Consider the following 25,937-nt stretch of genomic DNA (forward strand, 5'->3'; position numbering starts at 1 on the left):
AAAACAAATCCTGGCAATTTTGATCATGTTTGCTTGCAAGCCGGTAATTTCCAGACAGAGTAGCTATGATTTTAACCCATTCCTGAGACACCATGATGCCAGCACCCATTCTAGCCGAACTTCCCATCGGCCCCATCCTACTCGTTATCGCCCTTATCTTCGGATTCGTCTTTTTGATGATTCTTCTGAAGTTCTTCAAAACCTGGCTTCGGGCCAAGCTCTCCCAAGCGACCGTCAGCATGGGCAGCCTGATCGGTATGTGGCTTCGAAAAGTCCCCTTCGGACTGATTGTCGACAGCCGTATCACCGCCGTGAAAGCCGGACTCCCATTCACTACCGAAATGTTGGAAGCCCACTACCTTTCAGGTGGTGACGTTGCCCATGTCGTGCTGGCAATGATCGCGGCTGACAAAGCCGGCATCTCCCTCTCCTTTGACCGAGCCTGCGCGATCGACCTCGCCACCAAAGACACAGGAAAAACCGTGCTCGAAGCTGTCCGAACCTCCATCAACCCGAAAGTCATCGACTGCCCTAACCCGGCAAGCGGCAGCACCAAAATCACGGCCGTGGCCAAAGACGGAATCGCCGTCAACGCCCGCGCCCGAGTCACCGTGCGGACCAACCTCGACCGCTTCGTCGGGGGAGCCACCGAGGAAACCATCATCGCCCGGGTCGGCGAAGGCATTGTGACCTCCGTCGGTTCAGCCGGTTCCTACAAGAATGTGCTCGAAAACCCGGACTCCATTTCCAAACTGGTTTTACAAAAGGGAGTCGATTCTTCGACAGCCTTCGAGATTCTCTCCATCGACATCGCGGATGTGGACGTGGCCGATAACATCGGAGCGCGCCTTCAGGCTGAACAAGCCGAAGCCGACAAGCAAGTGGCTCAGGCAAAAGCAGAAATGCGTCGTGCCGCCGCTGTTGCCGCCGAGCAGGAAATGTCCGCCCGGACCCAGGAAATGCGCGCCAAGGTGGTCGAAGCCGAAGCCGAGATCCCCATGGCCATGGCCGAAGCCTTCCGCAACGGCAACCTCGGCATCATGGACTTCGTCAAATACCAGAATGTCACCGCAGACACCCGCATGCGCGATTCCATCGCCGGAGGTGATGCCACTGAAACATCTGAATAATTCCCAAGCCGGGGAGAGTCCTTAAACCGGCTCTCCCCGCACACCTTCAATCTCACGCCCCCCGACTACTCATGGAATTTGACGGCCAACTGATTTTTCTGCTGCTCTTTGTTTTGATCAGTGGGATCAAATGGTTTGTCGAACAGGTCAAAAATAAAGGACAAAAACCTCACGACGTCTCAGAAGACCTCGAGGAAATTTACGACGACTTCCGGGAACAGATCCGGCGCCGTCAGACAGAGCTACAGGATCCGATCGAAGAACAAGTTCCGCATCACGCCAGAGAGAACACGCCCCCACCCCTACCCGTAGCAGCCCCTGTTCAACAGGAATATATCCCTGACCCCTTACCTCAAGTCCGCAAGGTAAAACGTCCCCAACTCAGCGCTGCCGAACAAGCGGCTCTCGCCAACCTCCAGCAGCGTTCGCGCTCAGGCCGCAACACACGCTCCAAAGGGCAACAAAACATCCGCGATTTACTGAGCTCTCCCCAATCCGCACAGCAGGCCATCCTGCTTCATGAGATTCTGGGAAAACCCAAATCCCTGCAAAGCTAACAACGGCATCAGGAAACTCCGGCTTACCAGGAAGAAACCTTCCATTCCTCGGTCATCTCATCCGGAATGGCATCGAGAAATCGGGACGGTCGCATCATGTATTCCCCGGTATAGCTCTTCGGATTGGTCATCGGATAGGTTAAATACAACTGATCCTTGGCACGGGTCACGGCGACGTAAAACAAGCGGCGCTCTTCTTCAAACATCTGCTCGTCCCCCGTCTCCAGGACGCGGCCGTTGGGAAACATGCCGTCGGCCAACCAAACCAGAAAAACCACTTTCCACTCCAGTCCCTTCGCCTGGTGAATCGATGACAGCATGACGCTCTCGTCATCTTCTTTGCGTTGGTTTTTCTGCGGATCTCCGTCAACCGATGACATCAGTGACAGCTGGGCCAAAAACTCCAGCACATCATCGAACCCCTCACCATATTCCATGAGCTGCTCGATATCCTGCTTGCGGTGTTCGTAGTTATCAAAACTCGCCCGCATATAATCATCATAGACGCCCTCCAGGATGCTAAACAACATATCGGACGGGCGGGCGAAGCCACCATCCACCACCAACTCATCGAGCGTATAACACAACTGCTGCCAGCTATCTTTCGCTTTGGCGGGCACCCGGAATGTCAACATGATCGGCGAAAACGACTCCGGCACGCTGATCCCTTGCCCCAGCTCACAAGCCGACCAAGCACGCCACAGATTATCAGCGGTTTTATCTCCCACGCCTGGCAGCATCAGCGCCACCCTCTTGAAACTCACCTCATCCCTTGGATTCACCACCAGACGAATCAAAGCAGAAACATCCTTGATGTGGGCCTGCTCAAAAAACCGTAAACCACTCGTGATCTGAAAAGGAACCTTGCGGCGGGTCAGCTCCATCTGAATCTCCATACTCTGGTAATGCGCTCGATACAAAACCGCAATATCACTCGGCTCCAAGCCCTCGCCGATCAACTCTTCGATCCTCTCAGCCACAAATTCCGCCTGAAACGACGGGTCATCCAATGGAACCAAGGCCGGAACCATGGCTCCGCCGTCCCGCACAGCCCGTAGCTCCTTTTCATATTGCACCCGGTTCGGACGAATCGCCGCATTCGAAAGCTCGAGCACTTCGGGGACACTTCGGTAGTTGGTTTCAATTTTAAACACCTCGGCGTCCGGATATTTTTTGTGGAACGATAAAATATTATCCATGTCCGCACCACGCCACGAATAAATCGATTGGGCATCATCTCCCACCACCATCAAACATTGACGATCCCCAACCAATAGATCAATCAAATCACACTGGACCCGGTTGGTGTCCTGATATTCGTCAACCAACACATGCCGGAATTTCCGCTGGTAGAGACTCCGCAGATCGTCGTGCTGCTGTAACAACTTCAATGTCTGCACCAAGAGATCATCAAAATCCATCGAGTTGTTTTGTTTTTTTCTCGCCTGATATGACCGATGCACCGATTTGATCTCTTCTATCCAACGAGCCACCTGCGGGAACTGATACTCGACGACATCATCGATACTCTCACAAGTATTCTCGGACAGACTGAAAATCGAGATCAAGACATCCACCTTGGGGAAACGCTTACTGGCGGCTCCACCAGTATCCAGCGGCAACTCCTTGATCACCTGCTTCATCATGGCCTTCTGGTCATCCCGATCCAAAATGGAAAACGACCGGGTATAGCCCAGGTCCTCGGCATGCCTGCGCAATATCCGGTTTCCAATCGAGTGAAAGGTTCCACTCCACAGAGCGCTGACATCGCTAGGAATCAACTGCTCAACCCGTTCGATCATCTCCCGGGCGGCCTTGTTGGTGAATGTCAACAAGAGGATCTTCCCTGGATCCTCCCCCTGATCAAGCAACCACGCTACCCGGTGGGTCAAGGTCCGGGTCTTCCCGGAACCCGCTCCGGCGATCACAAGTGCGGGGCCAGGTTTCGAGCGCACAACTGCATACTGTTGAGCATTCAACTCCGCCTCATAATCTATGCCGGAAATCCCCTGAGAACTCCCCGGCTTCGACCGAGCTGATTTCATCCGATACTCACGTGCCATGTCCGCAAAGATTAACAAGCCCCACCGCGATGAGAAGCGGCAATATCAAAGAAATCCTGATTCTTAAGCTCCACACTTAGCGCAGGTAAAAAAATAGCCACCCGCCATGGGTGGCTATACGAGTTAAAATCTTACTTAAAAAGTATTACACCAAGGTGGCCTCATCCTGCTTGCCGCATTCTTTCTTCTTACCACAGTCCTTTTTCTTTTTTCCTGGGCAGGATTCTGCGAGCAGTGTGGCTTCATCCTTTTTGTCGCAGCCTTTTTTCTTACCGCAATCTTTTTTCTTTGCGGAACAGCCTTCGACAAGAAGCGTCGCCTCATCCTTTTTACCGCAGCCTTTTTTCTTCTTTCCCGAACAGCCGCCGTCTTCAGCCGCTACGTTCATCACAGCAAAGGAAGATGCCAACAGGAATGTCATGGTCAATTTAATCATGGTTTGTTTAGTGGTTTTGTTTAGTGGTTTTGTTGTTTGGAAATCCATCTCCTGATGAATTTCTCAGTTTAACCCCTCTTCGGAACAGCTCCATCAGGTGCTGGACTCCAGAGAAAAGGCAAACAGAGGTATGAAAACACCGCTGAATCCGGGGAGTTTCGCATCCATTTCAAAAATTGCAAAAAAAGATTCATCTTTCTGTGCCATCAACCAGATTACTTCACTTTCAATTTCCAGAAAACAGGATGTTCTCGAGAGCAGCTCTGTAACGTTTTTCGATACGTTGCAGGCCCCTGCTGTTTTTTTTCAGCGGGCTTCCATACAGACAACGCTTCTGAGCCCCAGCCAGCTTTCACGGAGTTTGGCAAAACGCTCGAAATCATCAAACCCTTCACTATGAGCCATCGTAGCAGCAAGGGCCATAACGATGATTTCACCGAAAAGGGCGGTGAAAGATGAACGCAAGGCAGCGCGTATGGACCGAGAATGGCTGGGGTGTTTCCTCGTTCTTGTATGAGACCAGAGCGTGTTTGCTAAATCAAACCAAGAGGGTCCTTGTGGACTTGAAGGAAAAATGAAGATACAAAAAATACTGACTGGAGCGCTTATAGCGGTCGCCTGTATGGAAATGATCGGAGGGCAAGATGTGCTTGCTGAAGAAATTTCAGTCGTAAAGGATCAGGTAAACTGGGAACAATTCCTTAGTCGTCACGACTTAACTTGGGAAACCATGCCTCGAAAATGGCACGAAGGCGCATTTCTTGGCAATGGTTTGATGGGGGCTGTCATTTATCAAGACGGTGACCGGGCCTTGCGTTGGGATGTCGGCCGCGCGGATGTGACATCACATCGCCGCGACAACAGTCGCCTACCAATTGGGCAGTTCTATCTTGAAACAGCTGGAAAAATTCTGAGTGGCACCATGCGCCAGGATCTTTGGAATGCCGAAGTCACAGCCACCGTTAAGACCGACAAGGGAGAGCTGACGATCCAAACCCTAACACCATCCGGAGAGAATATTATCGCCGTTGAAGTGACAGCCACCGGAGAGGAAAAGGCTGCCGTATTTAGGTTTCAGCCCAAACATGGCTTGGATTTTCGCAACATGGTTCAAAGGCAACGCTTTCCAGAGGACAAACCAAACCCTCCACCCAGTCTTGAGTCAACCGATCATGGTCAAGTTGCCCTGCAGAAGCGGCTTGGCGGAGGTGAATATGCTACGGCTTGGCGTGAAGTAAAAAGCGAGAGGAAACGATTGGTTTATTTAACTGTCGCGGATGTCTACCCATCAGGTGAAGCAAAAAAACAAGCTCTGGAAACTCTCGACGAAGTATGCGGAAAGTCATTTACCAGCATGATAAAAACGCACCGACAGTGGTGGCATCAGTATTACCCTAAAAGTTTTATTTCCATCCCGGATACCCGAATGGAAAGCTTTTACTGGATTCAGATGCACAAACTGGCCTGTGCGACGCGCAGTGACGGCGTGCCGATGGATCTGCTTGGCCCTTGGTATGTCGACACCTATTGGCCACGTGTCTGGTGGAATTTAAATATCCAGATCGCTTACAGCCCAGTCTATACCGCCAATCACCTGGAGTTGGGTGAATCATTTACCAAAATGGTGGACCGGAACCGAAAAAATTTTGAGCTAAATGCCAAAAATATCTATGGTATCGACAATGGGGCTACAGTTCCCCATACCACCTGTTATGAAGGGCTTCGCGGTAATGGAAGTACGGCCCCAGATAAATACATTAACCCGGCTGACTTTACCTGGGGATTGTTTAATTACTGGCAACATTACAAATACTCGATGGATAAGTCTCTGGTAACCGACCGCGAGAGACATGCTTTTTATGATATGCTACGCAAAAGCGTTAACGTCTATCTGCACGCAATGAAAGTGGGAGACGATGGTAAATATCACCTTCCGGTTTGGATGTCTCCGGAATACGCACAAGTCGCGGATAACAACTACAATATTTCAATGTGCCGCTGGGCCTGCGGGGTTCTACTTGATTTGAATAAACGCTACCAGCTGGATGATGAGTTGGCACCAAAATGGCAGGATCTACTGGATAAACTGGTGGATTATCAGGTTGATAAAACTGGCTATATGATGGGTAAGGATATGCCGATGAAAAAATCCCATCGGCACTGGGCTCATTTGCAGATGTTGTTTCCACTTTGTCAGGTGAACCTAGAGGATCCAACAGAGCGGGCACTGGCTGAAACGTCGATCCGGCACTGGCTGACGGTCGATCAAGGTCGCCAAATTTTCGGGTGGTCGGGCGCGGCAGCATCGTGCCTCTACTCACAGCTTGGCGATGGGAATAAGGCATTGGAATGGTTACTGAATCACCACAATCAGAAACGGTTTGTTATGCCCAATACGATGTATGTTGAAGGAAAACCGGTCATAGAATGCTCGCTCTTCGCAGCCAAATCCCTGCAGGACATGCTCTTACAGAGCCATGGAGGTCAGATCCACGTATTTCCAGCCATACCACAAATTTGGCAAGATTCTATTTTTCATAACTTACGAGCTGAAGGAGCTTTCCTCGTAAGTGCAAAATCCAAGGGAGGGAAAACCCTTTGGGTCAGAGTTAAAAGTCTGGCTGGCGAACCGTGTGTTATACAGTCCAATTTTGACGGACCATTAAAGCAAATCGGGGGGCGAGTGTCGTCAGTCACAAGAAAGGCCGACAATACATACGAGCTTGCACTGCAAAAAGGCGAGGAGATTGTTCTTTATACGGGTAAAGAGACTGACCTCGCCGTTCAGCCATTGCCAGGGGACTCAGATCTTAGCAATTTTTATGGACTGCCGGATAGGCGGAAATAGAAAAAACTCCACCAAAAATGATGGAGTTTTTTTTCGACAGTCCAAGCCTCCCACATAGGGGTGGCTGAAAGCAATAGCCCGAGCCTCCAATCAAGGGCTCTGCGCCCATGATTTCAAATGGAAACTCTCAGACTAAGGTGTCTTCCTTCTTTTTATCATCCTTTTTCTTGTCCTTGTGATCGTCACAAGTGTCACAAGCTAAGGTGTCTTCCTTTTTCTTGTCGTCTTTCTTCTTGTCCTTGTGATCGTCACAGGTGTCACAAGCTAAGGTGTCTTCCTTCTTCTTGTCGTCTTTCTTCTTATCCTTGTGGTCGTCACAAGTGTCACAAGCTAAGGCGTCTTCCTTCTTCTTGTCGTCTTTCTTCTTATCCTTGTGGTCGTCACAAGTGTCGCAGGCCAATTCACTATCATGTTTTTTGTCTGCTCCTTTTTTCTTATCGTCATCACTTTTTTCAGTGATCAAGGCTGGATCATCTGCATCGTCACCTTTTTTCTTGCCCTTATCGCACTCAGTTTGAATCAGGGTTGCTTCGCTTTTTTTTGCACCGTCGCATTTTTTCTTTCCTGAACAGCCGCCATCTTCAGCCCCCAGAGGAAGCAATAATAAGGATGACGCCAGCATGCATGAGGTTATCAATTTCATAATGTGTAGTTGTTTTAGGGTTTGTTGTGAGCCCCCAAACACGGGAGCTCATCGTATAGACCGTAGCCCATATAAGCTAACATAGTTACCCTCTTTTAAAAAAACGCCACCAAAAATCGAAAAAACAGCCAAGCATTCAAGACAACATGCCTCAAATTCCACCCTGGAGATCACGCTTCAAATGACTCGCCCTTCAGATGGCCCACATCCATCCCACACCCCGTCCCATCTATAACCCATAGGCTTCCCTCAGCTTCCCCTTGCCTGACTCTATGCCGATATCCCCAGCCCCATAAGACCGCCTCCACACAAAAAAAATAAAAAAAATCCGGCAGACTCATGATCCCCCGGATTTACTTAATAAAAATTGACTACTTCGCACACGTAATACCATTTGAGTGGTATAAAAGGTCGATCGCGGCACAAAGCCTCACAAGCGAATCTCGCGCCTCAGCAAGGCACATTCGTGAACAAGCCACAAGCGCTTCAGCCAAGCAAAAAGCCCGGGAAACGGTAGCGCTCAATCTGTGGAAATTGCAGCCTAGGCTGCAATTTCGTAATGCTCCGCAATGTCGCGCAATATACGATCGCGACGGTCACGGGCACTTTCCAAGCAGTGGGTCTTCAGCGAAAACCTCAGACGCTCGGATGTGGCGTCACTTTTGTGCACCGTCAGGTGGCACCACCACACACCTCGATTGTTCCACAGATGATGATTGGGGTTATCTTCGTTTACACGCAGAGCTAAGCGGGTTTTACTTTTAGCCATAATTCTAGTGATGTTTTCTATTTCTGTGTTAATGTCCGGTCTCTTCCCGGCTGACGCAACACTGTATACCTCAGCAATTCGCATACCGCAATATAAAAATATAATATTTATAAAGATACTAATGATTAGTGTCTGAATGGTCACACAATCAACTTGCGAGGGATTGCAGATCGGGGAGCTTTTCCAGAGAATAGCAACGTCCATGTGGGTATCTCGCTAGCATCTCAACCAGCAGCTTCTTCGATAGATACCGGAGGAGCATCCCTGCCCCGAAGCCCATTACTCGTGGATCGGCTGAAACAACACTCGAGAACCCTCATGGATCCGAGTCTGCGTTTGTGACAAAGTCGTCACACAGGCTGCCGCACAATGCCACTTAAGCATCAGGGCTCCGCTCCATTCAACTAGGCATGCTCCAAAGCAGCCCCCAAAGCGTCGAGCAAGGCATCCGTGGATTCCATTCCCACAGAGATGCGGATCAAGTGGCGGTCCAGCCCACAACCTTCAGCCCAGGCAAGCTCATCGTAATGAGCCAACAAGGTAAACGGGCACGCCAAAGAAAAATCCGTCCCCAAGCTCGGGCCCTTACTCATTTGCAAAGAATCAAAAAACTTAGCTGAGCGCTTCCTGTTTTTAAGCACAAACGACAGCAATCCGCCATATCCACCCTCTGGACGCTTGATGCGTTCATACATTTCAGGCGTGGTGAACTTCGGATAGTACAAGTGTTCAACCGCCGGGTGCTCACGCAGCATTTCCGCCACAGCCTCTCCATTTTCATTGGATGCGTGCATCCTCTCGGCGAAGTTGGCAATATTCTCGTTCAACACCCGGGCGTCCCCCTCGAACATCCTGGAGCGTCCAGGGCAGTCATTGTCAAAAAAACCAAGCAAGTCTGAATACATCGGAGAGCTGGAACAAACCGTCACCTGCCCCGCCATGACATCACCTTTCCCTGATACCCACTTGGTCAAGCTGGTGGTAATGATATCCGCATACTGATCGACCTGAATATTGGCCACCGAACACGTCGTATCATCCACAACCAGAGGAACCCCACCTTCACGGCAAGCGTCAGCCACCGCGGGCAAATCGATCGTCCGAAGCAGCGGGTTACTCGGGGCTTCACAAAAAACAGCCGCAAACTCCCCCTTGGCAATCCGACGGAGCGCTTCCTCAAAAGACTCTCCTTCCGCATGGTTGAGAAAAACCACCCCGCTACCAAAATGATTCTGCACCCTCAGGGCATCGACGTATGGGAACTCAAGCTGCAGCGTTTTTTTCCCCGGAGCCATCATGGTGACGGCTCGGAAAATAGCAAAAATCGCCGACATCCCATTCTCATAGAGAAAGACATCGGATTCCGCATAATCCCCAAACTCGGCAAGTTCCTTGCGCAAGGCCTCGACAGCAAAACCAGGCTCCCCGCCTTTACCTTGCAGCACTCGCTCCGCCTGACGGCTGCTGATGATCTCACCCGTATATCGCCAGTATTCCATCGCCACGGGATAATCGTCCTCTGGAACAATCAAAGCCTGTAAGCCCTCGTAACTGACAATCCTCAAGGCCGCGCCCGTCCGCTTTTCAACAAACCGCTGAGCCCGCTGGGCAGCATCCCGGGTAGGGAAAACAACCACCTGGGAACCCGGGCTCGCCACGGCATCCTTTGCCTCAGCAAATAGACGGGCCACCGACGGATGAACAAAAAAACGAGGGTATCCGCAACGCATCCGGTTGATCACCTTGTCCCGGCCTTCCTCATATCCAAGAACAGCATCCCAAGTAGGCAGACACACCGAACACGCATGCTGCGAAATCGGCAGCGGCATCCCCAGGTCGTCCACGTTCCACGCAGGCTCTGTTTTCAAGTCTCTCAAAATCTGAGCAGGGCAATAGTCCAGCCAGCCCAGATTACAAGCCCACTTTCTTATAAAATCCGACAGCAAGAAAGAGCATGTGCTGTTTTCCGTCGAATAAATCAAAAAAAACAAAGCTCGTTGGCGTTACATTTATGAGAAATCCGCTGGCGTCGGGCTACAGTCCATGAAAGTCTGAGACCAGCAATCCATTCCCAACCGTCTGAGCCTATACCACGTAAAGGATCTAGACCTTGGGAATATGGGCACCCAGAAGACTCTCCCAGAAGATTCTGACGCCCAAGACACCCATCATACCGTCGATACACGTCCGGAATCAGTTGATTCCAGCAAAAGAGAAGCCATGTTTCTCGGCAGCACGTATTCGGCACCCCGCCAGACACTATTTCACAAGCCAAGCTCCCACCATCTTTCAGTCATCCCATGCCAGACGAGCAACCACAGTCCACGCCTCCCAAGCAAGCCCCGATGCCCGACGGCCTGCGCACCCAGCTGGAACAGTTTAAAACACAACTCTGGAAAATCAAAGTCGCCGAAGCCATTCTCGCTGGGTTTTTCGGTCTGCTGTTGTCCTACCTCCTCGTCTTCGGTTTGGACCGATTCATGGAAACCCCGAATTCCCTGCGTCTGCTGATTCTCGTTCTCGGGGTCTCCCTGTTTTCGCTCTTTGCCCCCTACTGGATCAGACGCTGGGTCTTTGGCCACCGCCAGGAAAACCAACTCGCCAGGCTCATTTCCCGCAGATTTCCCAAATTGGGTGACCGACTCCTTGGAGTGGTCGAACTCCAAAACCAGCAGGAAACCAAAGAAACGCTCTCGCCCGAACTTCGTTCGGCCGCCATGCGAACCGTCGCAGCAGAAACGGCGAAACGCGACCTGCTTGACGCCCTGCCCGCAGCCCGTCACCGCAAAGGGGGGCTTGTGGTTATGGCTCTTCTTGCCCTTTCAGCCACTGCAATGATCAGCGTTCCCGACGCCGGAATCAACTCCCTGAAACGCTGGCTCATGCCACTCTCAAACACCGAACGCTACACCTTCACCCAACTTGATCTCTCGAACATCTCCCAACCCCATCACGTCCCATACGGAGAATCCTTCAGCATCACCATCCCACTTTCAGAAAACACCAACCGCCACCCTGATAGCGCCCGCGCCCAATACGGCAACGGCGAATGGATCGAAGCGCCACTCGTCAACCGCAGCTACACCTTCACCTTTCCAGGACAAAGAGCCAAAGACCATATCCACCTTGAAGCGGACGACGCCCGACACAGTTTGCCTGTAGAGCCCGTCATCCGTCCTGAAATGGAACAGGTTCAAGCCATGATCGAATTACCCGCTTACCTCCAAAGAGACAAAGTGAGTGCCGATCTCCGGGCCGGCTACCTTTCAGTGCTGGAAGGCAGCCAGGTCACCATCCAAACGACCATCAACCGGGCCATATCGGCAGCCGGAGCCAAAGTCATCCACCTTCCAAAAGAAGCACCCGAGGCTCTCCCGCTACCAGAATCCGCTGAGGCTGCAGAATCCGCCACCACGGCTGAAACAGAAGATCCATCGGCAAGCCCGGACGCACATCCCGAACAAAAGATGGTGCTCACGATCAATGAACGCAAGCTGACAACCCCGGCCATCACCATGCCGGATCACGCGCTCCTGATCCCAGTGGAATGGACCGATATCTACAACCTCAAGCCGGACACCTCGCTCAAAATCCGCCTCGAGAACACACAAGATCAAAGCCCGTCCACTTACATTCAGGGAGTGGAGCGCCAGCACATCATGCTGGTAGAAGAGACGCTCAGTTTCGAAGTTCTGGCTGAAGACGATTACGGATTGAAAGCATGCGGTCTGAGCTGGGAGGGTGAATTTACCAAACCAACCAGCCAGCAAGCGGCCAAAGGTGAACTCACCCTGGCTCAGGGAGCGCCGACCAAAACCACCCTGAACCAATCTTTTTCATTCTCTCCGATCAATATGGGCATTGAGCCCCAGAAGCTCATCCTCCGCTCCTGGACCGAAGATTACAAACCGGACCGCAAGCGAGTCTACTCGGAACCGATCGTGCTCTACATCCTCACCCGTGATGAACACGCCCAAGTACTTAAAAACGAATTTGACCGTGCCATCGGAGAACTCGAAGACATCGCCCGCAAGGAACAAAACCTCAACGACGAAAACCAACGGATCGAACGCAATGATGCGGAAAAGCTACAAGATGAGACCAACCTCAAAAAAATCCAGAGTCAGCAAGATGCCGAGCGCGAGAACAAAGAGCGGATGCAGCGCCTGACCGAAAAGATGGAAAAGCTCTTCAAAGATGCCGTCCGCAACGGAGAGATCGATAAAGAGGCCCTGCAAAAAATGGGGAAAGCCCTCCAGAACATGCGGGAACTCGGGGCCCAGGACCTGCCAAAGGTCGAACAAAAACTTCAGGACGCCCAAAGCCAACGCAACACCGCGGAAAAAACCAAAAAAGATCTACAAGAAGCGATCGAAGAGCAAAAAAAAGCTCTCGCCAAAATGAAACAGGCGCTCAAGGACGCCAATGAAGCCAACCGCAATTTTGAAGCCAGCACCTTCGTCAACCGCCTGAAACGGGCGGCCACCGAAGAAGACGGTATTGCCTCCACCTTCATCGACTCGATCGACGATTTGATCGGAGCCACCTTCGAAGAACTCGATCCGGTCCAGCAGAGAGCCGTCAAAGAGGCACACAACCAGCAACGGCAAACAGCCAGCGACGTCCGGTGGATTCAAGAGGACCTCGCCCACTACTATGCTCGCACCCAGAAAGAAGAACATAAAACTCTGGTAGAAGAAATGCGCAGCTCGCGCATCGATGAAGCGATGGAATTCTTATCCAATCAAGTTGCCTCCAACATTTCCGTCAAATCTCTGATCGAAGCCAAACGGCAGGCTGAACAACTACGCAAATGGGCCAAGCAACTTGAAGGAGACCAAGGAGGCGGCGGCGGCGGCGGCCAAGGCGGCGGCCAACCATCCCAGGAAGACAAAGACTTTGAATTCATGCTGAAGGTCATGCGCATGATCCAGAAAGAACAAGACATCCGCGAGCGGACCCGGGCCCTCGAAGACCTCAAACGCTCACTCAAGCTCGAAACCCCAACGAACTAACCCCCCATCATAACTCAAACCATCACCATCGTCATGAAGCTCTCATCCATCACTCTGGTCTGCGCGGCCATCACTACTCCGGTTTTACTGGGCGAAACCGGAGATCCCAAAACCAGTACCCAACCTGATCGGCAAGCCATCGAACAAGGGGTTCAACAACATGAAAAAGGAGCCCAAAAACTCGCCTTTGAACAAGACGACCTTTCGGCCGATGTCCAAGACCTCATCGATGAACAAACCGACCCGGAAGTGATCAAACTGCTCGGAGAGGTCGAACTCATCATGGCTGAAGCCACCGACTTACTCGAGCAAACCGATACCGGAGGTGCTACCATCGCGGTGGAAACCGAGGTCATCGAAAAAATATTCGACGCTGCGAAAAAGAAACAACAGCAATCCGGCGGCGGATGACAGAGTAGCCAAAAGAGCATGGGTTCCATGCTCGAAATGATGCAAAACATGATGCAAGGCGGCCAAGACGTTGGCAAAGCCCCGGGCGAAGGTCAGCAACCTGGTGAAGGCCAGGGTGAAGGCCAAGGCAACGGCGGTGGCGGCCAAGGAAGCTCAGACGGAGGAGGCCAACCCGGAGACCCGGATAACACCGATCCCAACAGCGAGCGTCGGGTGCCCAAAAATTCAGGCAACACCGGAGGCTCCCTTCCCCGTGAGTTCCAAAAAGCCATGGACGCCTACAACAAAGGAGCCAAAGAACAACTCAAGAAGCCATAAGTTCCCCCAAACATTCCCCACCAATCCATTTTCCAGAAGGACTCCACCCAGTGCGGTGTCATCCATCCCATCCACCCATGAAACGTCTACTTTGCATCTTTCTCGCCGCTCCTATGCTTCTGCAAGCTCAATCGCTTCCCAGAAGACAGAACGATGTCATCCCGGTGCAGGTGGAAACCATGTATACCAAAGGCCTGCGCTATCTCTCGAACACCCAAACCGCTGACGGGTGCTGGGCCGGGGGCAACAGCGGATCCCGTCCAGGTGTGGTTGGCCTCTGCCTGCTTGCCTTTCTGGCTCACGGAGAAGATCCCAACCATGGCCCCTACGCCCAGAAAATCAGTAAATCCCTGAACTTTCTGCTCGAAGCTCAGAAGAAAAACGAGCAGGGATACATGGGGCCCCAAATGTATGATCATGGCTTTGCAACGCTAGCCCTGGCCGAATGCTACGGCATGGTCGATGACAAGCGCATCGCTCCGGCATTACAAAAAGCAGTGGATTTGATCCTGAAATCCCAGGAAAGCAACCCGCGCAAAGCATGGCGTTACGACCCCACCACCCGGACCGCCGACACCACCGTTTCAGGCTGTCAGATTGTCGCGCTACTCGCCGCCCGAAATGCAGGTATCCCCGTCCCGGATAAAGCACTCGATCAAGCCCTCGCTTATATGAAGTCGTGCCGCAGCTCGAACGGAGCCTATGGATACACCAGCAAAGGAGGAGGACGCCTCACCCTGAGTGCCATCGGTTCACTCTGTTACTCACTGGCAAAAAAGAAAGACGAAGCCGGGTTTGCAAAAACCACCGAATACCTCAAACAGAACATCAAGGTCCAGGAAGGAACCTACCCATTCTACTTCCGCTACTACATGTCCCAAGCGCTGTTCCAGGCCGACGTTGAACTCTGGGAAAGCTGGAATAAAGACAATATCCGCCTGCTCTCAGTCACCCAGCTGCCCGATGGCTCGTGGGCTGGCAACCACGGCAATGCCTTCAGCACAGCCGGAGCCCTGCTCTCACTTGCCTTGAACTATCGCTTCCTACCGATCTACGAAAAATAAACCATGAAACCAAGTAACTTTCTCATCACCCTTGGCTTACTGGCCACCCCTGTGCTGGGTGCCGAGCCCGCAACCTCTCCATCGGACGCCGCAAATCAACCCGGCGATATGATCCGCTTCAGCAACGAGGATACCCTTCATGGCGAATTTCGCTCCTTTGCAGGAAAAGACAGCCTGACATGGAGCAGCCCGGAATCCAAGGAGCCGATCACCTTTCAAACCAAAAAACTCCACCGCATCGTACTCAACAACGGCCAGGCACGGCAGAGCCTGAAACACACATCCGCGATCCACCTGATCAATGGGGATGTCATCCCCGGCCTGATTACCGAGGTGAATGAATCACTCGTCAAAATCCAAACCGAACACCTCGGAAACATTGATGTTCCTCGAGACACGGTCTCCCATCTGACACCAAGCCCATTCGGAGGCAAACTGCTCTACTATGGACCACTGAGCACCGAAGGTTGGAAAACGATGGCGCCCACCCAAGATAAGAAAAAAGAAAAAGACGAAGAAAAAGCCGAAAAACCAGCTCAGGAAAACGAGGCCGCAAAGCCTCAAAATGAAGCGGACGCCAAAGCCAAGGAAGAAAAAGAAAAAAAGCAAGCGACCTGGCAGCACGTAGCCAACGCATGGTATGCAGGCAAGGACAAGTCGATCTATCTGGTTCGGGAAAATGCCCTTCCCGACCGCTGTAAGCTGAGCTTTGATCTGGCATGGCAAGGATCGCTCTACGCCAATGTCGTCCTCCACGCCGACTTCGCTCCACCCGAAGCCAAAGAACAGGAAGAAGAGCACAAGCATAGCCGCAGCTACAACAACACGCCGGGGCACTGCTATATTCTCAACGTCACCAGCCATAGCGCCACGCTCTCGTCCATTACCTACGATGACAACGGTAAACCCCACTCCAACCGCTTCGATGACACACGGGCGTCACTCGGACTTTCAGGCAAAGAACATACAAGTATCGAACTACGGATTGACCGACCACAAAAATCCATTCTCCTCTTTTCTGATGGTCAATTCCGGTGCAAATGGGATCTTGGAGAAACATACGACGGCAAAGGAAACCACCTCGCCTTTCGTAACCTCGGCTATAACCACGCCAAACTCAGAGTCAGCAACATCGCCATCAGCCATTGGAATGGCATGAAGGATTCCGCCCAGAGCATGAGCCACAGCAAGCGAGACGTCATCTTGCTCAACAACGGGCTGGACCGCTTCTCAGGAACCCTGAAACACCTCCGGAACCAACAAGTTAGTTTCGTCGGGTCCTACGACAGCGAACTCACGATCCCACTCGAAGAAGTTCAGGAAATCCACCTTGCCTCCAACGGACAAAAAAAATCGGAAGCCGACACCGCCCGCCACGTCTATTTCTACATCTATCCATACGGCCGGATCTCAGGAACCCCCAGCCAGTCACAAAACGGCACCACCAGCATCAGCAACGATCTCTTGGGTGAACTCAAACTCAATACGAACTACGTCAACATTATCGACTTTTCACATAACAACAGCCTACTCGATCTCTGGGATGACAATTTCTAAACATTCTTTGCTCAAACCTCTGACTGCGGTGGCCATGACCGTATTCGGTTCTGTGCCCGGAACACTGGTCGCTGATATCATCGAACTCCAAGGAGGTGATGTCCTCACAGGGGATATCAAAGCGCTCGATGCCAAGACCGTAACACTCCAATCCCCACTCACCCCCACCCCGCTGGCAATCAAAGCCGAACACATCGGCAATATCAGTTTCTCAGCAAAAGAGTCCACCCCGGAAAAACACAACGAGCAGCTCACCCTGAGTAACGGCGACATCCTCCCGTGTCAGGTCATAGCGCTCAATGACCAATCACTGCAAATCTCCACTTGGTATGCAGGTGACTTCAACATCCCGCGCGAACACCTCAGAGCTCTACAATTCGGACTTCAGGAAAACAAGCTGATCTATCAGGGGAATGATGACCCGTCCCAATGGACAACCCGTGAAGGACGTTGGTCATACAACGAGGGCAAGGGCTACCAATGCCAAAATGTCGGGACGCTTGCCCGCAAACTCGAACTGAGTGAGAACCTCCTCATCAACTTATCCCTTGTCTGGAAAGAAAGCCCAAACTTCGCCTTCCGCTTCTGCGCGGAAAATGACAAAGCCACCACCAAACAGAATTGTTACGAACTGACATTCAATTCATCCGGTTTGAAAATCAGCCGCTGCCTCACCAACCGAACCCAAATCTCACTGGCAAGCATCAACCTCAAACCTCACGAAATCGACGAACAAAAACTCGACGTCGAACTCAGGGTGGATCGCAAAACGGGTAAAATCACCCTACTGCTCGACGGCGCTGAGCGTGGATTCTGGATGGACACCTTTGAAGCCCCCGAAGGAAACTACATCATCCTCAACAACCGCTCCAACCGTGGATACGGATTTTTCATCGACCAGCTCACCGTCCGCAACTGGAACGCCGGAAACCTCCGCAAACTAACAGATAAAAAATATGCGGAAACCAGTGACCTTCTGGCTGACATCAACGGTGAGCATCTGACAGGCAAACTCCTCACGATCAACAAGGGGGCCGAAGGTGGACTCACCGTTTCCCTGTCCCGCCCGCACGCCACCAAGCCGGCCAAGGTTCCGGGAAAGCTTATCGACACCCTGTTTTTTGGTAGGGACAAAGACAGCCCAACGGTCGCACAAGGAAACTACACCGTCGAATTTGTCGGAGGTGGCCAACTCCAACTCCAGTCCCCCACACTCGACCGCGGAAAAATCACCACCAAACATCCGATCCTCGGCAACTGCACCATCGATACCAGCGCCGTGTCCCGAATCACCCAACGTAAAAATACTCCCTAAGCGGCCTGGCTCCCGGACCGTTCCTTATCTATCATGAAGCCTCTCACGCATATTTCTGCTCTTTCCTGTAGTCTCATCGGATTGCTTTGTCCGCTCATGAGTCAGGCTCAGGACGTCCAGATTGAACAGGCACTGGAAGAAGCCCTGCAAGCTGCCGTTGTCGAAGTCGCCGACCCGGACAAAGCCAACACTCCCGAGCAAACAGAAGAAAGCAAGACCGAGGAGCGAGACCCGACATCTTCTCGCATTTTCCTCATGAACGGGGACAAGCTCAAAGGGACCCCCGAAGACCTCGATCCGGAAAATAGAATCCTGTTCAACGCGGAAAGCCTGCAACAAGCGGCGGCCTTCCCACTCGAACAAGTGCTGCGCCTCCAGTTGGGAAATTGGAAAATGCGTGAATATCCGGCAACCCTCGCCCGGATCCAGCTCTGGCCACGTTACATCGGCCCCACAACCAGCGACACGATCACTGGAGCCCTCCATGAATTGAGCCCCGAGCACATCACGCTCAAAACCTGGTACGGCGGACTCATCCCCATCAAACGCTCAATGGTGAAGTCCCTGCGCATCATCAACAACAGCCCTGGAAGCTATTTCGGCCCCAACAATATCAAAGAGTGGACACTCAGCTCCGGCAAAGGGAGCTGGCAGTTCTCCAATGGAGCCCTTGCCTCACGGGCAAGCGGCGGTATCGGACGTGACATGAAACTGGGTGAAAAGTCCCATATCAGCTTCGACCTCAGCTGGACCAACTCCACCCGCTTCCGCATGCTGCTCTACTCCAACGACCTCAGCAGTGACCGACCCAACGCATGTTATGACATCACGCTCAACGGCAGCTACTGTTACCTTCAAACCAAAGGCAAAGCAAAAAAAGGAGTGCAACGTTTCGGAGGAGGCCGCTGGCCGAGACTCACCATCCCCTCGGATTCAAAACGAGTTCATTTTGATATTTTTGCCAACCGGAAAACCGGGACCTTCACCGTTTACATCAACGGCGTGAGGGGCTGCCTGCTGCAATCCACCAACCCGGATCCGGAAGATCTCGGAACCAACCTCTCGTTTGTCGCCGAAGAACGCCACCCGATTGAAATCTCCGGCCTGACCATCACCCCGTGGAATGGCACCAGTTTCCCCAACTCCAACAATAACTTCTCCGGCAAAGAATCAGACGAAGAGAATGAGGACGATGGCGAGGAAGCACCGGAAGAATCGCCACACAACATCATCCTAACCAACGGCGACGAAGTTCCAGGAACCGTCGGCAAAGTCGAAGACGGCAGGATGATCGTTGAAACGGAATACACCCCGATCAAGATCCCCATCAAACGCATCAAATCGCTTTCTCTCGGAGATGAGGAAAACCAACCGATCATGAAATCCGGAGACGTCCGCTGCTGGTTCCACCAAGGAGGTTTCATCACCCTACAGCTCAAGCAGCTTAAAGATGGCAAACTCTCAGGCTACAGCCAGGCATTTGGAGATGTCACCCTCGACCTTGAAGCCTTCCATCAAATTGACTTCCACATCTACGATAGAGAAGCCAACCAACGGCGCAGCCACCTCCGGTAGCGAACCATGACTTGATTGGCCTCCTCCAGGGAAGGTTTCGAGCAACTTGAAACTTGCAAGTTGGAACATCAGGGGGAAATCTTTCGTCATGCATCTCATTCTTGGCACCGCAGGTCATATTGACCACGGAAAATCCTCACTGGTCAGAGCGCTTACCGGAACCGACCCCGACCGCCTTCCCGAGGAAAAAGCACGCGGTGTGACGATCGAGCTGGGCTTTGCCCACCTCTCACTGCAAGACGACCACCAAACATACGAATTAGGGATCATTGATGTCCCCGGCCACGCCGATTTTGTCAACAACATGGTTTCGGGGGTCGGAGCGCTGGATATCGCCCTCTTCATCATCGCAGCCGATGACGGTTGGATGCCTCAATCTGAAGAACACCTGCACATCCTCACCTACCTCGGAGTCAAGCGGGTCATCATTGCGATGACCAAAAGCGATCTCTGCGACGATGTTCCCTTTGCCATTGAAGTCCTCCGCGATGAACTTCAGGGCACCGATATGGCCGAGGCCCCCATCGTACCGGTCTCATCAACCACAGGGGAAGGCATCGACCAGCTAAAACAAACCCTGCTACAAGAACTCAAACACTGCACCGCAGCCGCTGACAACGGCAAGCCAAGGCTCGCCATCGACCGCATTTTTTCTCCCAAAGGCTCAGGTACCGTAGTCACAGGGACCCTCACCGGAGGCCACGTGAACCTCGGGGACACACTGACCTTACAGCCACTCGGCATCCCCGCCCGCGTCCGCTACATCCAAAACCACAATCAGGCACTGGAACAAGCCCAGCCCGGAATGCGTACCGCACTCAACCTACCCGACCTGCCGATTGCCAGCCCCGGCAAGCCAGGGGCCCAACGAGGTCACACCCTGACCACCGAGACCACAGGCCAAGCAAGCACCACACTCGATGTCCTGCTCACTCGTCTGAGCCGCCCCATCCCCGGAAGCCAGGATCGACCACTCCGTCACACCGAAACCGTCATCCTCCACCACGGGTCGGCCCGCTGCCAGGCACGCGTGATTCTTCACGGCCAGAACCAACTGCAACCCGGAGAATCCTGCCTGGCTCAACTACGGCTGGAAACTCCAGTGCTGCTTCTGAGCGGCGACCGTATCGTCCTTCGCGACGGAGCCCAACAACACACTCTCGCAGGGGGAACCATCCTCGATGCCCTGGCTGAGCGCCCGGGCTTCCGCACCGATGAACGGGCCGAATTCCTACAGCAACGGGTTCAGGCCCCCGGCACCCCGCGGCAAGACCTGCTATCTCTGATCCACTACAAACATCAGCTCCCAGCCGACCAAGCTCTCCCCAACCACCCCGCATCCGTATCAACGATCCAAGATGTTCAGACCGATGAAATCGAGCAAGGCAGCATCATTCGCCACGGCGATACGCTACTCGATGCCCCCTGGTGGAAGCAGATCCTCCAACAAGCCGAAATGCTTATCCAACAATGGCACCAAACCCAGCCCGATCTTCCGAGCATGCCATTAGAAGAACTTGAAAAGTCCTTACCCGATTGCCCCCAAGTGCTCTTCCGCATCTTGCCCGAAGCCCTCGAATTAAAAGGGTATCAACGGCAAGGCAAAGGGATCGCCCACAGCAGCCACCAACTGACCCTGCCCGAACACCTCGCAGCCGACGCCAAAAACATCCTCAAGGCACTGGACCAGGCAGGACTCCAACCTCCCAACAAAGCAGAACTCACCCCCACCCCGCAAGCCCAGCAAGCGATGCAGTTTTTGATTCGATCAAAGGAGGTCATCGAACTCGACCCCAAGGTGGTCATCAGCCGCAGCAGCCGGGATCATGCTATTCACCTCGTCTCCAACTTCCTCACAAGCCGCGGCCAAGGTACCGCCAGCGAGCTGCGCCAAGAACTCGACAGCACACGGAAAGTCGTGATGCCACTGCTCGAACACCTCGACGCCATCGGCATCACGAGCCGCAACGAGAACTACCGCACGCTTCAACCGACGAACTAAGCCCGCCACCACGGAAAAACATCGGTTTTCTGACTATTTCACAAGCGCTGGGCCGCAAAAAAGAGTTTGCCAAACCCGCATCTTTCCTACATAGTGCGCCCGTCTGGACGACGAAGCATCCGGAATGGTTTGCCATTCGCTCCTGATCAGTTCATCTGACAGTCCCCGTGACCGCCCCCCGATCCACCCGATCAAGCCAATCACCAGCCTGAGACGGCTGGACTTGGTCAGTCACCGGACAAGGAGCAAGCCCGATCCGACCAATTGGTCAGTTCACCTACGCATCCCCACCATCCCTTGCTGTGCAAGATCTCCACCTCCCCGGGCTCGCAACCTTGAATGCCCCGATCAGGACGTGATTGATCTAACCTACTCCATACCAGAGGTCTATCCAGACAAAGACGATATCGCTATCCAAGATATCAACAAAACAGCCCCACGCATCCCTACCCTACCCTTTCCTTTCCTCCAAAAATTTATTTTTGATTCCCCTTTCCCCTACATTTTTATGAGTGATTCATCCACACAGGATCTGAGCCCAGACCCCAAAACCTCAACCGGAACTCCGGCAGAAAGCTCAGAGGCCAAGCCCGCAGCTAAAAAGGCAGCAAAAAAAGCCGCCAAGAAAACAGCTAAAAAAGCGGCAAAAAAGGCAGCCAAAAAAACGGCTAAAAAAGCCGCCAAGAAAACGGCTAAAAAGGCAGCAAAAAAGGCAAAGCCCCAAGAAAAAAACATCATTCAGGATGAACTTCCTCTCGATGCGGCACCCACAAGTGCCCCTACTCCAGCTGCCCCGGAACCCCGCCCGGTAGCGACTACGCCCCCCGTCAAGGACCATGCAGAGGTGAGCGACCAACCCGCTCCCCCCCAAGCTCCAAAACAAGCTGAAAACGCAAACTCTCATCCGCCAGAGGAGCAGGAAACACCCAAAATGGGCAGGGTCAAAGGCTTGGGGCCCATTCGAAAAAAAGAACGCTCACCCCAGTCGAGAAACCAAAACAAACGCCGAGGAAACGATTCGAGCAGAGACGACCAAGCATCTTCGGAAGCCTCTGCCAAAGACGGACGTCAGGGACGTCAGGGACGAGGCAAGCGCAACAACAACCGGAACCAGAATAATCGCAATCAAAACAACCGGAACCAGAACAACCGCGGAAAGCAAAAACGAGAACGCAAACCTGTGGTTCTCACCGGTGATCCGGTAGCGGTCAATGGCATGCTCGAACTGGCCCCCAAAGGCTTTGGCTTCCTGCGCGTCCCCGAGAAAAAATTCGAACAATGCAAAATGGACGTCTTTGTGCCACCGGATTTCATCCGAACCCACGGCCTGCGTGCTGGCGTCTGGATCCACGGTTCCGCCCAGGAAGGTCCCCGAGGCCCCCAGCTCACCAAAATCGACACCATCAACGAACTCACGCCCGAGGAAGCGTTCAAATTGCCGCATTTTGAAGAACTCAAAGCCGTCAACCCGAACCGCAGGATTGCCTTTGAAACCACCCCCGACCGTTACACCACCCGGGTGCTCGACATCATCGCCCCGGTCGGCCGCGGCCAACGTGGCTTGATTGTATCCCCACCTCGCTCGGGAAAAACCACCCTGCTTCTGCATATGGCCGAAGCCATCAGAGAAAAATACGATGAGTCCATCCACTTGATTATCCTTCTGGTCGATGAACGCCCCGAAGAAGTCACGGAATTTAGACGGACACTGCCTGACGCCGAAATCTACGCCAGCTCTAACGATGACCCTGCACGCAACCACGCGCGCATTGCTGAAATGTGCATCGAACGGGCCAAACGTCTGGTCGAAGGGGGCAAGGATGTCCTCGTTCTGATGGATTCCATTACCCGCTTGGCACGTGCCTATAACAACGCCAACCGAGGCGGAGGCAAAAAAGGAGGCAAAGGACGAGGGTATCAAAGCGGAGGTATTGTCGCCGGAGCACTGGAAATGCCCCGTCGCATTTTCGCAGCAGCCCGCAATACGCGAAACGCAGGCTCCCTCACCATTCTGGCTACGGCCTTGGTGCAAACCAACGCCCGCGCCGATGAAGCGATCTTCCAAGAGTTCAAAGGCACCGGTAATATGGAGCTCATGCTCGACCGCCGGATCGCCGAACAGTATATCTATCCCGCCGTGGATATTTTCAAATCCGGAACACGGCGTGAAGAACTGATCATGGCCGACCACCTCTTGCATAAAATCAACCTGATCCGGCGCGGCCTTGCAGGGCACCGACCGGAAGAAGCCATGGAACGTCTCCTGTTTTTCCTGAAACGCTTTCCTAACAACGCTCAGATGCTTCTCGAAATCAAAGGCTGATCCCTTGATTGGTAATCCGTGATAGATGATTAATCATTATCAACACGGACAACCTGCTTCCCAACTTACCGACTTTCAGACTCCACCACCATGTCTACCGAGCTCACTCGTAATTTCTCGATCATTGCCCACATCGATCACGGCAAGACCACGCTGTCCGACCGACTGCTGGAACACACAAAAACCGTCTCCCAACGCGAACAACAGGACCAGCATCTCGATGCCATGGATCTGGAACGTGAACGCGGGATCACCATCAAATCCCACCCGGTCACCATGGAATACACCGCCAAAGACGGTGTTACCTATCAGCTTAACTTGCTCGACACACCCGGCCACGTCGACTTCTCATACGAAGTCTCCCGATCTCTGGCCGCTTGTGAAGGGGCGCTGTTGATTGTGGATGCAGCCCAAGGGGTGGAGGCTCAAACCATGGCCAACCTCCATTTGGCCCACGAACAAGATCTCGCCATCATCCCGGTCATCAATAAAATCGACCTACCGTCCTGCGACCTGCCCAAAGTAAACAAGCAATTGGAGGACATCATTTGTATTCCTGCTGAAGAGGCCATCCCGGCATCTGCTAAAAATGGCATTGGCATCGAAGATATCCTCGAGGCGGTGGTCGAACGCGTCCCCGCCCCCGTCGAAGATGCTGATGGACTACTCCGGGCCTCGGTCTTCGACTCCGTCTATGACAATTTCCGAGGTGTGGTTTCTTATGTCCGGGTCGTTTCCGGAAGCATGAAGCGCGGCACACGCATCAAGCTGTTCCACACCACCAAGACTTACGAAATCAAGGAAGTTGGGGTCTTTACTCCCGGCATGAGCAAACGTGACGAACTCAAGGCCGGTGATGTCGGCTACGTCATTGCCAACATGAAATCTGCCGACGAGGTCAAGATTGGTGACACCATCACCGACAACACCCACCCCTGCCCAAAACCCCTCGACGGATTCAAGGAAATCCAGCCGATGGTCTTCTCCGGGATCTATCCGGTAGAGTCCTCGGACTTCGAAGCCCTGAAACTGGCTATGGGCAAACTGCAAATCAATGATGCCGCATTCACCTGGCAGTCTGAGTCCTCCGTGGCCCTGGGCTTTGGTTTCCGCTGCGGATTCCTTGGTCTCCTGCATATGGAAATCATTCAGGAACGACTCCGCCGCGAGTTCAACATGGATATCATTTCCACCTACCCATCCGTGATCTACGAGGTGACCAAGACCAATGGAGAGGAGCTGCTCATCGATAACCCCTGCATGCTTCCCGAATCCCAGGAGGTTCAGGAAATCCGTGAGCCGATCGTCCGGGTCTACATCATGATCCCCAGCGATTACATCGGGGAGATTATGAAACTCGTCATGGAAAAACGAGGTGAGATGGAGCACACCGAAACCATCGATGAAACCCGGGTCATGCTGACCTGCACTCTGCCACTCTCTGAAATCCTGATCGACTTCAACGACAAGCTCAAATCCATGACCCGGGGATACGGATCAATGGACTACGAGCACGCCGGTTACAAACCCGGTAAACTGGTCAAGATGGAGATTCTTATTGCGAGTGAACCCGTGGATGCCTTTGCCTCAATCGTGCACCAAGATAAGGCGGCACCATACGGTCGGCAGCTCTGTAAAAAGCTCAAGGAAGTCATTCCTCAACAACTGTTTGTTGTGGCCCTGCAGGCTGCCATCGGCGGCAAAATCATCGCCCGGGAATCGATCTCGGCGATGCGCAAAAATGTGACCGCCAAGTGTTACGGCGGTGATATTTCCCGAAAGCGCAAACTGCTGGAAAAACAGAAAAAGGGTAAGGCCAAAATGAAGGCCATCGGTAAAGTCAACATCCCCCAGGACGCCTTCATCAAGGTGCTGAAGAATGATTGATGCACGAACCGTTCTCAAAGCAGG

18 protein-coding genes are annotated in these 25,937 nt (G+C 52.8%); 13 read left to right on the forward strand and 5 right to left on the reverse strand.

Translation table 11 applies throughout. From position 1 onward, the window contains the following. The first annotated feature begins 95 nt into the window (after window positions 1–95). Together floA and HW115_RS10525 are read left to right on the forward strand one after the other, a co-directional pair. Window positions 96–1,130: a flotillin-like protein FloA gene (gene floA / locus HW115_RS10520; RefSeq protein WP_343219700.1), complete on the forward strand. Its 1,035-nt coding sequence runs from the start codon at window positions 96–98 to the stop codon at window positions 1,128–1,130. 71 nt (window positions 1,131–1,201) lie between these two features. Beyond that, window positions 1,202–1,687 carry a hypothetical protein gene (locus HW115_RS10525; RefSeq protein WP_178932678.1) on the forward strand — a complete coding sequence of 162 codons (486 nt, stop codon included), beginning with the start codon at window positions 1,202–1,204 and terminating at the stop codon, window positions 1,685–1,687. A 23-nt stretch (window positions 1,688–1,710) separates the two neighbouring features. Here HW115_RS10525 and HW115_RS10530 read toward each other — a convergent pair whose 3' ends face one another. Next, window positions 1,711–3,750, reverse strand: coding sequence for an ATP-dependent helicase (locus tag HW115_RS10530; RefSeq protein ID WP_178932680.1), 2,040 nt, complete (start codon window positions 3,748–3,750; stop codon window positions 1,711–1,713). A gap of 145 nt (window positions 3,751–3,895) precedes the next feature. Beyond that, entirely contained in the window at window positions 3,896–4,186 is a 291-nt protein-coding gene (locus tag HW115_RS10535) for a hypothetical protein (RefSeq protein ID WP_178932682.1), read from the reverse strand. 574 nt (window positions 4,187–4,760) lie between these two features. Between HW115_RS10535 and HW115_RS10540 the strand changes: the two genes are divergently transcribed. Next, complete coding sequence (locus tag HW115_RS10540) at window positions 4,761–7,034, forward strand: glycosyl hydrolase family 95 catalytic domain-containing protein (RefSeq protein WP_178932684.1); 2,274 nt, start codon at window positions 4,761–4,763, stop codon at window positions 7,032–7,034. A gap of 127 nt (window positions 7,035–7,161) precedes the next feature. On the opposite strand, the gene HW115_RS10545 is transcribed toward HW115_RS10540, so the two are convergent. From HW115_RS10545 to HW115_RS10555, 3 genes are all read right to left on the reverse strand, one after another. Beyond that, the gene (locus tag HW115_RS10545; RefSeq protein ID WP_178932686.1) at window positions 7,162–7,677 is read right to left on the reverse strand and encodes a hypothetical protein; all 516 of its coding nucleotides are present in this window, start codon (window positions 7,675–7,677) and stop codon (window positions 7,162–7,164) included. Between the two features lie 541 nt (window positions 7,678–8,218). Further along, window positions 8,219–8,446 (reverse strand): hypothetical protein, encoded by a 228-nt coding sequence (locus HW115_RS10550; RefSeq protein WP_178932688.1) that lies wholly within the window; start codon window positions 8,444–8,446, stop codon window positions 8,219–8,221. 404 nt (window positions 8,447–8,850) lie between these two features. Then, entirely contained in the window at window positions 8,851–10,314 is a 1,464-nt protein-coding gene (locus HW115_RS10555; protein WP_227021433.1) for a PLP-dependent transferase, read from the reverse strand. A gap of 432 nt (window positions 10,315–10,746) precedes the next feature. Here HW115_RS10555 and HW115_RS10560 point away from each other — a divergent pair, with 432 nt between their 5' ends. The 10 genes from HW115_RS10560 (at window position 10,747) to lepA (ending at window position 25,913) form a co-directional block, all read left to right on the forward strand. Beyond that, a complete protein-coding gene (locus HW115_RS10560) occupies window positions 10,747–13,461 on the forward strand; it encodes a coiled-coil domain-containing protein (RefSeq protein ID WP_178932692.1) in 2,715 nt (904 codons plus the stop codon). Window positions 13,462–13,494: 33 nt separating this feature from the next. Next, window positions 13,495–13,872, forward strand: coding sequence for a hypothetical protein (locus HW115_RS10565; protein WP_178932694.1), 378 nt, complete (start codon window positions 13,495–13,497; stop codon window positions 13,870–13,872). Between the two features lie 18 nt (window positions 13,873–13,890). Next, entirely contained in the window at window positions 13,891–14,190 is a 300-nt protein-coding gene (locus HW115_RS10570) for a hypothetical protein (protein WP_178932695.1), read from the forward strand. A 77-nt stretch (window positions 14,191–14,267) separates the two neighbouring features. Then, complete coding sequence (locus tag HW115_RS10575) at window positions 14,268–15,254, forward strand: prenyltransferase/squalene oxidase repeat-containing protein (RefSeq protein WP_178932696.1); 987 nt, start codon at window positions 14,268–14,270, stop codon at window positions 15,252–15,254. A gap of 3 nt (window positions 15,255–15,257) precedes the next feature. Continuing rightward, complete coding sequence (locus HW115_RS10580) at window positions 15,258–16,811, forward strand: hypothetical protein (protein ID WP_178932697.1); 1,554 nt, start codon at window positions 15,258–15,260, stop codon at window positions 16,809–16,811. After that, entirely contained in the window at window positions 16,798–18,126 is a 1,329-nt protein-coding gene (locus HW115_RS10585; RefSeq protein WP_178932698.1) for a hypothetical protein, read from the forward strand. The genes HW115_RS10580 and HW115_RS10585 overlap by 14 nt, the downstream gene beginning before the upstream one ends. A 33-nt stretch (window positions 18,127–18,159) precedes the next feature. After that, window positions 18,160–19,701: a hypothetical protein gene (locus HW115_RS10590; RefSeq protein ID WP_178932699.1), complete on the forward strand. Its 1,542-nt coding sequence runs from the start codon at window positions 18,160–18,162 to the stop codon at window positions 19,699–19,701. An 88-nt stretch (window positions 19,702–19,789) separates the two neighbouring features. Next, window positions 19,790–21,703, forward strand: coding sequence for a selenocysteine-specific translation elongation factor (selB, locus tag HW115_RS10595; RefSeq protein WP_178932700.1), 1,914 nt, complete (start codon window positions 19,790–19,792; stop codon window positions 21,701–21,703). A gap of 508 nt (window positions 21,704–22,211) precedes the next feature. After that, window positions 22,212–24,026 carry a transcription termination factor Rho gene (gene rho / locus HW115_RS10600; RefSeq protein ID WP_178932701.1) on the forward strand — a complete coding sequence of 605 codons (1,815 nt, stop codon included), beginning with the start codon at window positions 22,212–22,214 and terminating at the stop codon, window positions 24,024–24,026. Between the two features lie 90 nt (window positions 24,027–24,116). After that, a complete protein-coding gene (gene lepA, locus HW115_RS10605) occupies window positions 24,117–25,913 on the forward strand; it encodes a translation elongation factor 4 (RefSeq protein WP_178932702.1) in 1,797 nt (598 codons plus the stop codon). The last annotated feature ends 24 nt before the right edge of the window (window positions 25,914–25,937 follow it).

Origin of the sequence: Oceaniferula marina (genome assembly GCF_013391475.1) — a bacterium.
Taxonomy (GTDB): Bacteria; Verrucomicrobiota; Verrucomicrobiia; order Verrucomicrobiales; family Akkermansiaceae; genus Oceaniferula; species Oceaniferula marina.